This window comes from Mesorhizobium sp. M7A.T.Ca.US.000.02.2.1, assembly GCF_003996995.1.
In the GTDB taxonomy this organism is placed as follows: domain Bacteria; phylum Pseudomonadota; class Alphaproteobacteria; order Rhizobiales; family Rhizobiaceae; genus Mesorhizobium.
Map to the genome: position 1 here is coordinate 1 of NZ_RZTT01000253.1, position 9,014 is coordinate 9,014.

A 9,014-nucleotide genomic window follows, 5' to 3' on the forward strand; every position below is an offset into this window, starting at 1 on the left:
GACAAGGGCTGCGCCGACCGCCAGCACCAGGCCAATGACCAGGCCCCAGTTCAACCGCGAGAAGGTGAAGATCTCCGGCAGATAGGATGTCGCCAGGATCGGCGGCGTCTCCGACCAGCCACCCGGCCGCTTGAACAGGAAGATGGTGAAGTAGGACGTGAGCAGCACCGCCACGTAGTTCGACAGGATCGTCGAGACGACTTCGTTGGTGTTGTAGCGGGCGCGGAAGTAGGCGGGGATGGCGACCCAGGCCGCGCCTGCCACGACCGCGAGCGCCAGTGCCGCCAGCGTGTGAATGCCCGCGGGCAGGGGCATGGCAAAGCCGACCCACGCGGCGGCGAAACCGCCGAGGAACAGCTGGCCTTCGATGCCGACGTTGAACATGCCGCCGCGCAGGCCGATGCAGGCGGCGACACCGCAGATCAGGATCGGCGTCGTCTGCAGCAAGGTCCCGGCGATCTTCTCCTGATCGCCGAAGGCGCCGCGCAACAGCGTCATGAACACACGCACCGGGCTTTCGCCGACCATGAGGATGATGATCGCGCCCATCAGCAGCGCCACGCCGATGGCGATCACCTGGCCGGAAACGGCACGCAAATGGTCTGTCATGATGCGGTCTCCGCGGCGAATTCCGGCACGGCCACGCCTGCCATCATCATGCCGATGCGCTCCTCGTCGGCCTCGTCGCCGGCGACCTCGCCCATGATCCGCCCGTTGAACATCACCAGGATGCGGTCGGCAAGGGCGGCCAGTTCGTCGAGCTGCACGGAAATCAGCAGGATTGCGCGGCCGGCGGCGCGCTGGCGCATGATCTCGTCATGAATGGCCTCCTGGGCGCCGATGTCGACGCCGCGCGTCGGCTGGTCGATCAGCAGGAAATCGGCGCCGTTGGTGAATTCGCGCGCCAGAACGACCTTCTGGATGTTTCCCCCCGAAAGCCGCTTGACCGCATCACCGGCTCCGCGCGCGCGAATATCGAAGCTCTTGATCAGCGTTTCGGCGTTTTGATTTATGGCATTCCAGTTGAGCATGCCGGCGCGGCTCCATGGGGCGCGGTGCTGGCGGCCCATCAGGGTGTTGGCTGCTATCGAAGCGTTGCGATCGACCCCGCGCACCATGCGGTCGCCTGGAACATGGGCGAGGCCTGCCTGGCGGATCGCGGCGGGGGAGAGCGCGGTGAGATTCCGGCCCTTCAGCCACGCCCCGCCATGGCTTGCCGGTCGCAAGCCCGAAAGCACTTCCGCCAGCTCCGTCTGTCCATTGCCGGCCACACCCGCGATCCCCACCACCTCGCCGGAGCGGACGGTGAAACTGGCATCGCGAAGAGCCGGCAGCAGGCGATCGTCGCGCGCCCACAGATCCTTGACTTCGAGCACCACGTCGCCGTGCAGCGAAGCGCGCGGCCGGCGGTCGAAGCTCACCTCGCGGCCGACCATCATGTGCACCAACTCGTCCTTGCTGAGCTCGGCCGTCGGCCGGGTCGCCACCTTCCTGCCGTTGCGCAGCACCGTCACCGTGTCGGACACTTCCATCACCTCTTCCAGGTGATGCGAAATGAAGATCACCGTCATGCCTTCGGCCACGAAGCTGCGCAGTGTCTGGAACAGTTCACGGCTTTCCTGCGGCGTCAGCACGGCGGTCGGTTCATCGAGGATGATGGTGCGCGCGCCGCGCACCAGAACCTTAAGGATTTCGATGCGTTGCTCTATGCCGACCGAGAGCAGCCCGACGCGCTCGGTCGGATCAACCTGCAGGCCGAAGCGCTTCGACAGGTCGCGCGTGCGCGCAATTTGTGCGGCGTGGTCGATCAGCCCATGGCGACGGATTTCCATACCGAGAAAGACGTTGTCGGCAACCGTGAGCGAGGGAACCAGCTTGAAATGCTGGTGAACCATGCCGAGGCCGGCCTTTATGGCCACGGACGGATCGGCGATCACGATCTCTTCACCGTTCAGCCGGATCGAGCCTTCGTCCGGCTGCAAGAGGCCGAACAGGATGTTCATCAGCGTCGTCTTGCCGGCACCATTCTCGCCGATGATGGCGTGGATCTCGCCGCGGCGGACCGCAAGGTCGATGCCGTCATTGGCGACGAATGCGCCAAAACGCTTGGTGATGCCAGTCAACTCGACGGCCATCGCGGCATTGCTGTGGAGGGTCGGCGACCCCGGCGTGTTCGACAACGTGGCTCTCGCAGATTGGACACTGATCCGCCGCGGCAAGCCGCGGCGGATCAGTGTAGCGCTTTCTTGGGAGGGAGGCGCTGTTGTTGGCTTACTTTGCCTTGGCGATCACGATCTTGCCGTCGACGATGCCCTTTTTGATCTCGTCCAGCTTCGCGGTCACGTCAGCGGGGATCTTTGGGGCAATATCATCGCAGACCTTGACCTCGACACCGCCCGAGGCGAGGTCGAAAGTGCGGGTGCCGGCGGTGATCTTGCGGCCCTCGACCTCGTCCTTGATCAGCGTGTAGACGGCGATGTCGCCGCGCTTCAGCATGCTGGCGAGCACATTTCCGGGAGCCGAGCCGCACATGTCGATGTCGACGCCGATCGAATATTTGTCGACCGCGGCACTTGCCTGCATCACGCCTTCACCCGTCGGGCCGGCGACGTTGTAGACAATGTCGGAGCCTTGGCCGTAAAGCGCCTGGGCAAGTTCGCTTCCCTTGGCCGGGTCGTCGAAGGTTCCGGCGAAGACGGAGTTTACCTTGACGTCGGGCGCGGCATATTTGGCGCCTTGCTCGTAGCCGCCCAGGAAGTTGCGGATTACCGGAATATCGCGGCCGCCGACAAAGCCGATCGCCTTGCCGTCGCCGATCTTGTCGAAGGCGGTGCCCTTGGCTTCGATCATGCCGGCAAGCGCGCCGGCCACGAAGGATCCCTGCTCCTCGGCGAAATTGGCGTAGATCATCTTGGGGTTGTCGAGGACGCCATCGATGAACACGAAGCGCTGGTCAGGATATTCGGCGCTGACCTTTTGCAGCGAGTCCACCAGCTCCCAGCCCATCACGAAGATGAGGTCGTACTGCTTGCCCTTGGCAAGATTCTCGAACTGCTGCTGGTAGTCGAGCGCGCGATTGCCGGTGTCGACCAGCTTGAGGTCGATGCCGAAATCGGTCTTGGCCTTGTTGAGGCCGTTGACGATCGAAACGCCAAAACCCTGTGCGAAATATCCCGAGATCGCGGCTACGGAAACCTTGTTCTGTGCGGCGGCCGGTCCGAACGAAATGGCAAGCATCGTGCCGGCCAGAAATAAACTCTTGAGCGCCCTTTTCATGTCATTCCCCTTCAGCTTTTTCCAGCTTTTGAAGCCACGCTTTGACCATCCCCACATATCGCCGTAACAACGGCGAGTTCGTTGATGGTCATATGAGTTTAGGAGCGGCTTAACAGGCTGTCAATCGTCATCCGATGCAGTTTTCTTGGCCCTTCGCCCACTTGCTCGACGTCTGCGCTTGACAAATGTCGATGGGCATAATTGTTGATAGTCTAACGAGTTTCTATGAACGACGGGATGAAGGAAGCGAAACAATGCCGGCTGTGGTGGTCAGGAAATTTCTGGTTCAGGTCGAAGAGATATTCCATGAGGGCGGACCCCACGCGGCACGCCCGCTCAAGCGAGGCGCGGTCGTCGCGGTCATCGCAAACCCCTTTGCCGGACGCTATGTCGAAGAGATCACCGGCTTCATGGAAGACCTGAAGCCGCTCGGTCTCGATATGGCCCGGCGCCTGATCGACGCCATTGGTGAAGGCGGCCAGGCCATCGAAGGCTATGGCAAGGGTGCCATAGTCGGCGCCGCCGGCGAGCTTGAACATGGCGCGCTCTGGCACAATCCGGGCGGCTACGCGATGCGCGAACTGCTCGGCAATGCCAAGGCGATCGTGCCTTCGACCAAGAAGGTCGGCGGCCCCGGAACGCGCATCGATATCCCGATCACGCACATAAACGCCTCCTATGTGCGCAGCCATTTCGATGCGATCGAGATCGGCGTTGCCGATGCGCCGCGCGGCGACGAAATGGCCGTCATCCTGGCGATGACCACCGGCGCACGCGTCCATGCACGGGTCGGCGGCCTTGCTGCCGCCGACATCAAGGGCGAGGACGGATTGCGATGAGCCCGGAAATTCGCCGCATCATCACCATCGTCGAGGAAACCCGGATCGAAGGCGGACGGCCCGTCGATCCGCCGACGCGGCGTGCCGCGGCCGTCGCGGTGATCCGCAACCCCTATGCGGGCACCTATGTCGAGGACCTGTCGGCACTCAGTGCCATCGGCGAAGCGTTGGGCGACATCTTGCCCAGGCGCGCGGTCGCTGCTCTGGGCATTGCCGGCGACCGGGTCGAGAGCTTCGGCAAGGCCGCCGCCGTCGGCGCCGATGGCGAGCTCGAACATGCCGCCGCCATCCTTCATCCAAAGCTCGGCGCCCCGTTCCGCGATGTGCTCGGCAAGGGCGCCGCGCTCATTCCTTCATCGAAGAAGTGCGGCGGCCTCGGCGTGTCGCTCGATATTCCGCTCGGTCACAAGGATGCGGCGCGGGTGCGCAGCCATTTCGACGGCATGGAGGTTCGTGTTCCCGACGCACCGCGTGCCGACGAGATCGTCGTCGCTATCGCCGTCACCGATTCCGGCAGGCCGCACCCGCGCGTCGGCGGGCTGACCAAGGACAAGATTGTCGGGATTGACGGCGTCGGCTGACCGTCAGGCCGCCAGGATTTCCGGCACGCGCAGCGCCGGAGGCGTATTTCTGCTCCGGCCGGTCCGCACCACGCCGTCGATGACGACCATTCCAATGCCTGGAAGATTGCCGAGCGCCACGCTGTCGAGCAGCCCGTCGCCGGCGCCGCCGATCGCCTGATCCATGAAGATCAGGTCGGCGGCGCGACCGACCTCGATCAAACCGCGATCGTCCAGTCTGCGCACGCGCGCCGTGTTGCCGCTGGCAAGACAGAACGCCACTTCCGGAGCGATGCCGCCCAGCGAAGCCAGCATGGTGAGCGTCCGCAGGATGCCGAGCGGCTGCACGCCGGATCCGGCCGGGCTGTCGGTGCCGAGGATGACGCGCGAAAGTTCGCCGCGCTGCCTTGCCAGGTCGAGCACGAACAGTCCGGTGCGCAAATTGCCGTTATGGACGATTTCAAGCGCCCTCGAGCCCTTCTCGCAGATCTGCCGTATTTCCGCGTCGGGCAGGGCGGTCGGCCCGCCATTGACGTGGGCGACGATATCGGCGTCGACCTCCAGCACGACATCCGCGCCGATGCGGCCGGAGCCGGGCAGGGATGGACCGCCCGTGTGGGTCATCGAGGTCATGCCGTATTTGCGCGCCCAGGCGATCATCATCCGGCCGGTCGGCCCATCCTTGACGCCGCCAAGTCCGACCTCGCCGACAAGCGTCACGCCGGCCTCGGCGAGACTGCGGAAGTCTTCTTCGGTAAGGCCGGGTTCCAGGATCGGTGCCCCGGCCAGGATCTTCATGCCGTTCGGACGGAAGTTGGAGAAGGTGCGTTGGGCAGCGATCGCCAGCGCCTTAAGCCCGACAAGGTCGCGCGGTCGGCCCGGCGTGTGGACTTCACCCGCCGAGATCATGGTGGTGACGCCGCCATGCACAGTCGAATCCATCCAGCCGATCTGGTTCTGCCGAGGCGTCCAGTCGCCGGCCACCGGATGGGCGTGGTTATCGATAAGACCCGGCGAGACCGCGCAGCCCATTGCATCGATGATCGTCGCCGCGCTGCCGCCATCAATGTCGCCTGCCTTGCCAATGCCTGATATGCGTCCATTGGTCACGACGATGGTGTCGGCGTCGATGATCGGTTGTGCGAGATCGCCACTCAGCATGAGACCGATATTGCGGACGACGAGCGTGTTGGCAGACGACTGGAGGTCGGACGACATCGGTTCTCACTTCTGCTGTTATGGAAAAAAGGACTGGACGCGGCTTATTTGCCGCCGTCGCCATTCGATGGGTCGTCGTCGTTGATGCGCTGGAGCAGGCGAAGCAGCGTCGCCTGCTCAGCCGGCGAGAGCGGCGACAGGAACCGCCGCCCGACCTCGACGCTGCGTTCGAGCCGCTCCAGCGTATAGTCGGTCCCTTTGCTGGTCAGCGCGATCATCGTCAGGCGTTGGTCGGTTTCGGAGGCGCTGCGCGTGATCAGCCCGTGTTTGAGCAGTTTGCGCATGACGATGCTGATGGTCGATGGGTCCATCGCCGTCAGCCGGCCGAGATGGTTCTGCGAAACTTCGCCATGCTTGAGGATCGTGGCGAGCGCCGCGAATTGCGTTGGCGAAAGGTCTTCGCCGGCCATGACCTGCTGGAAGCGCAGTGTCGCGCGCTGATGCGCCCGGCGGATGACGTGCGCCGGGTGGCGGTCCAGTTCATAGCCGGTCCCGGCGTATTGCTGCAGCACCTGCTCGCGGCTCGGGGGTGCATCGCCGCTCGGCGTTTTCGGCGTCGCGCCTTTTTCGGATTGCGGTTTCTTTTCAGTCGTCACACCGGACTCCTATCGCCGCTGTCTTGGATGTCGCCGGTTCGGAAAAAGCTCAAGCCGCGACCTCCGCTGGTTGAAGCGACGTCCCGTCGCGGAGGGCTGCGACGACATCAGCCGAATCGCTGACCACGCCGAAATGGGTCGCTATGTCATAGAGCGAGCTTTCCTGCTCGCGTGGTCCCGTCGCCGCGCAGCAATCGCTTGGCACCACCACCTCATAGCCCTCGAAAAAGGCATCATGGACGGTCGAGCGCACACAGATGTTGGTGACCACGCCGAAGATGATCAACTGATCGGTCTGCATGTCTTTCAGCGTCAGGTCGAGGTCGGTTTGAAAGAAGGCCGAGTAGCGCCGCTTGATCACATGGATCTCGTCATCGCGGGCGCCGAGATCCTCGATGATCTCCGGCCCCCAGCTTCCATCCAGGCAATGCGGTGTGCGCTTCAGCCATTCGCGCTCGCGTCGCATGCCCGGCCGGTGGCTGTCATGGACCCAGATCACCGGCACGCCGGCGGCGCGCGCGGCCTCGATCACGGCCAGTTGCGGCGCGACCAGCGTCTCGTACCCAGGCAGGACCATGGCCCCGCCGGGCTTGCAGAACTCATTGACCATATCGATGACGACAACGGCCGCACGGCGTGGATCGAGGCGCACCGCATCATCGTGCCGATGTGAGGAAAAACTGTCCACGGACATGGCGAGCTCCTTTGACCGATCGTTGATGCTCATACAAAAAACCCTGGCGGATGCCAAGTCAATCCCGTTCGACGCAAAGCGTGCTGGTCGGCCTTGCGCACCGCGCTCCGACAAGCGTATGCGCTATTTGTCCATCGCGAAATGGCCTTGACAACGCTTGTCAGGCATGTGCTCGATTTGTATGACCATCAACAATATTCAAGCCGCTTAATTGCGGAGCCGAGGCCGAGATATGAAAACCATCGTCACCGGAGCCAGTGGCCTGCTTGGCCGCCATGTGGCCGAGGCTCTGGTTGCGGCCGGCCACGATGTGCTTGGTGTCGATGCCGTGGTGCCGGGTGAGGTCGCATGGCGCCACGCAACCGCCGATTTGACCGATCTGGGATCGACACTGCAGTTGGTGCGCGATTGCGATGCCGTTGTGCATGTCGCGGCCATTCCGCGGCCGACTGGCCGGGCCGGCGGCGAGGTGTTCAAGACCAACATCGCGACCGCCTACAATGTGGTCGAGGCAGCTGCCATGGCCGGCGCCAGGCGCTTCGTCTATGCCTCGTCCTTCAGCGTTTTCGGCTATCCCTTTTTCGAGAAACCGGTGCGACCGCCCTATCTGCCGGTCGACCTGGACCACCCGGTCGGCGCGCAGGATCCGTACGGCCTGTCGAAATGGCTGGGCGAGGAAATCGTCGACGCGGCGGTGCGCCGCGGTGCCTTCTCGGCGGTCAGTGTCCGCATGCCGTGGATCCAGACGCCGGGTTCTTTTTTCGACGGCGTCGGGCCGCGCCGCGCCACTGCCGACAGTGCCCGCGACCTGTGGGCCTATCTGGATGCGCGCGACGCCGGGCAGGGCTTCCTGCGGGCGCTTGAATGGCAAGGCGACGGCCATCTGCGCGTCCTCCTGAGCGCCGCCGACACATTCATGGAAGAGGAGACCGAAGCGCTCGTGCGCCGGGTCTATCCTGATGTCGCTCTGTCGCGGCCGATCGCCGGCTTCGGCGCCGTGCTCGACACGGTCCATGCGCGCGAAACGATCGGCTTCGAACCAGAGTATTCATGGCGTTCCTATCCAAAGCCGGAGACCCAGGGATGAAACGGTTCGACCAGAAAAAGGTCCTCGTCACCGGCGGCGCCGGCGCGATCGGCAGCGCAGCGGTGCGGCGTTTCCTTGACGAAGGCGCGCGGGTCGCCATTGTCGACCGCAATGGCGCGGCGGCGCGGCAATTGGCCAGCTCGCTGGGTGAAAACGCCATTGCCATCGAAGCCGACGTCACCGATGAAGCGGATGTGCGGCGCGCCGCCGCAACGATCGTCGAGACGTTCGGCGGCCTCGACGTGGTGTTCAACAATGCCGGAATTTCCGGCGTCGTCGCTCCCGTTCACGACCTGCCGGTCGAGGACTGGGATACGATCATCCGCATCAATCTGCGCGGCATCTTCCTCGTGCTGCAGGCTTCGCTTCGCGCGATGATCGAGGCCGGCACCGGTGGCTCGATCGTCAACATGGGCTCGTCCATGGCCGGTTGGGACGTCCTTTCGGGCGGTGCCGGCTATGTCGCCTCCAAACACGGCGTGGTCGGCCTGACGCGGGTCGCGGCGCTCGATGCCGCGCCCTACGGGATACGCGTCAATGCCATCTGCCCCGGCGTGATCGAGACGACGCTTGGCGTGCCGGTTTCCGGCGACGGCGAATTCAAGAGCAGCGTCCAGCATTTCGCCGACCGCATTCCGTTGCGCCGCATCGGCCAGCCGGACGATGTCGCGGCCGCCGTGGCTTTCCTGGCCTCCGACGAGGCGAGGCACGTCACAGGCGTGGATTGGCTGATCGACGGCGGCC

The 9,014-nt window shown here is 64.1% G+C and carries 9 protein-coding genes and 1 pseudogene; 4 read left to right on the top strand and 6 right to left on the bottom strand.

The features are described 5' to 3' along the window. The 3 genes and pseudogenes from EOD15_RS21965 to EOD15_RS21975 all read right to left on the bottom strand — a co-directional run. Window positions 1–609 (bottom strand): annotated as a pseudogene (locus EOD15_RS21965) (ABC transporter permease); the annotation flags it as partial. Continuing rightward, on the bottom strand, window positions 606–2,180 hold the full coding sequence (locus EOD15_RS21970; protein ID WP_164761647.1) for an ABC transporter ATP-binding protein: 1,575 nt from the start codon (window positions 2,178–2,180) through the stop codon (window positions 606–608). The gene EOD15_RS21970 and the pseudogene EOD15_RS21965, both read right to left, overlap by 4 nt. A gap of 91 nt (window positions 2,181–2,271) precedes the next feature. Continuing rightward, on the bottom strand, window positions 2,272–3,276 hold the full coding sequence (locus EOD15_RS21975) for a BMP family ABC transporter substrate-binding protein (RefSeq protein WP_127319586.1): 1,005 nt from the start codon (window positions 3,274–3,276) through the stop codon (window positions 2,272–2,274). A gap of 254 nt (window positions 3,277–3,530) precedes the next feature. Here EOD15_RS21975 and EOD15_RS21980 point away from each other — a divergent pair, with 254 nt between their 5' ends. Continuing rightward, window positions 3,531–4,115: an amino acid synthesis family protein gene (locus EOD15_RS21980; protein ID WP_127319588.1), complete on the top strand. Its 585-nt coding sequence runs from the start codon at window positions 3,531–3,533 to the stop codon at window positions 4,113–4,115. Then, entirely contained in the window at window positions 4,112–4,696 is a 585-nt protein-coding gene (locus tag EOD15_RS21985) for an amino acid synthesis family protein (protein ID WP_127319590.1), read from the top strand. The genes EOD15_RS21980 and EOD15_RS21985 overlap by 4 nt, the downstream gene beginning before the upstream one ends. Window positions 4,697–4,699: 3 nt before the next feature. On the opposite strand, the gene EOD15_RS21990 is transcribed toward EOD15_RS21985, so the two are convergent. Genes EOD15_RS21990 through EOD15_RS22000 form a run of 3 tightly spaced genes read right to left on the bottom strand, consistent with a single transcriptional unit; the run spans window position 4,700 to window position 7,183 of the window. After that, window positions 4,700–5,893 (bottom strand): amidohydrolase family protein, encoded by a 1,194-nt coding sequence (locus EOD15_RS21990; RefSeq protein WP_127319592.1) that lies wholly within the window; start codon window positions 5,891–5,893, stop codon window positions 4,700–4,702. Window positions 5,894–5,937: 44 nt separating this feature from the next. Further along, window positions 5,938–6,489: a MarR family winged helix-turn-helix transcriptional regulator gene (locus EOD15_RS21995; RefSeq protein WP_127319594.1), complete on the bottom strand. Its 552-nt coding sequence runs from the start codon at window positions 6,487–6,489 to the stop codon at window positions 5,938–5,940. A gap of 49 nt (window positions 6,490–6,538) precedes the next feature. Further along, window positions 6,539–7,183: an isochorismatase family cysteine hydrolase gene (locus EOD15_RS22000; protein ID WP_127319596.1), complete on the bottom strand. Its 645-nt coding sequence runs from the start codon at window positions 7,181–7,183 to the stop codon at window positions 6,539–6,541. A gap of 232 nt (window positions 7,184–7,415) precedes the next feature. On the opposite strand from EOD15_RS22000, the gene EOD15_RS22005 reads away from it, so the two are divergent. Then, window positions 7,416–8,270, top strand: coding sequence for an NAD(P)-dependent oxidoreductase (locus EOD15_RS22005; RefSeq protein WP_127319598.1), 855 nt, complete (start codon window positions 7,416–7,418; stop codon window positions 8,268–8,270). Beyond that, on the top strand, window positions 8,267–9,014 hold a 748-nt coding region (locus EOD15_RS22010; RefSeq protein ID WP_148129612.1), incomplete at its 3' end, for an SDR family oxidoreductase. The genes EOD15_RS22005 and EOD15_RS22010, both read left to right, overlap by 4 nt.

Excerpts from the sequence above, each read along its gene's own strand:
- EOD15_RS21990 (WP_127319592.1), bottom strand. The coding sequence starts at position 5,893 with ATGTCGTCCGACCTCCAGTCGTCTGCCAACACGCTCGTCGTCCGCAAT.
- EOD15_RS21985 (WP_127319590.1), top strand. The coding sequence starts at position 4,112 with ATGAGCCCGGAAATTCGCCGCATCATCACCATCGTCGAGGAAACCCGG.
- EOD15_RS21980 (WP_127319588.1), top strand. The coding sequence starts at position 3,531 with ATGCCGGCTGTGGTGGTCAGGAAATTTCTGGTTCAGGTCGAAGAGATA.
- EOD15_RS21975 (WP_127319586.1), bottom strand. The coding sequence starts at position 3,276 with ATGAAAAGGGCGCTCAAGAGTTTATTTCTGGCCGGCACGATGCTTGCC.
- EOD15_RS22005 (WP_127319598.1), top strand. The coding sequence starts at position 7,416 with ATGAAAACCATCGTCACCGGAGCCAGTGGCCTGCTTGGCCGCCATGTG.
- EOD15_RS22000 (WP_127319596.1), bottom strand. The coding sequence starts at position 7,183 with ATGTCCGTGGACAGTTTTTCCTCACATCGGCACGATGATGCGGTGCGC.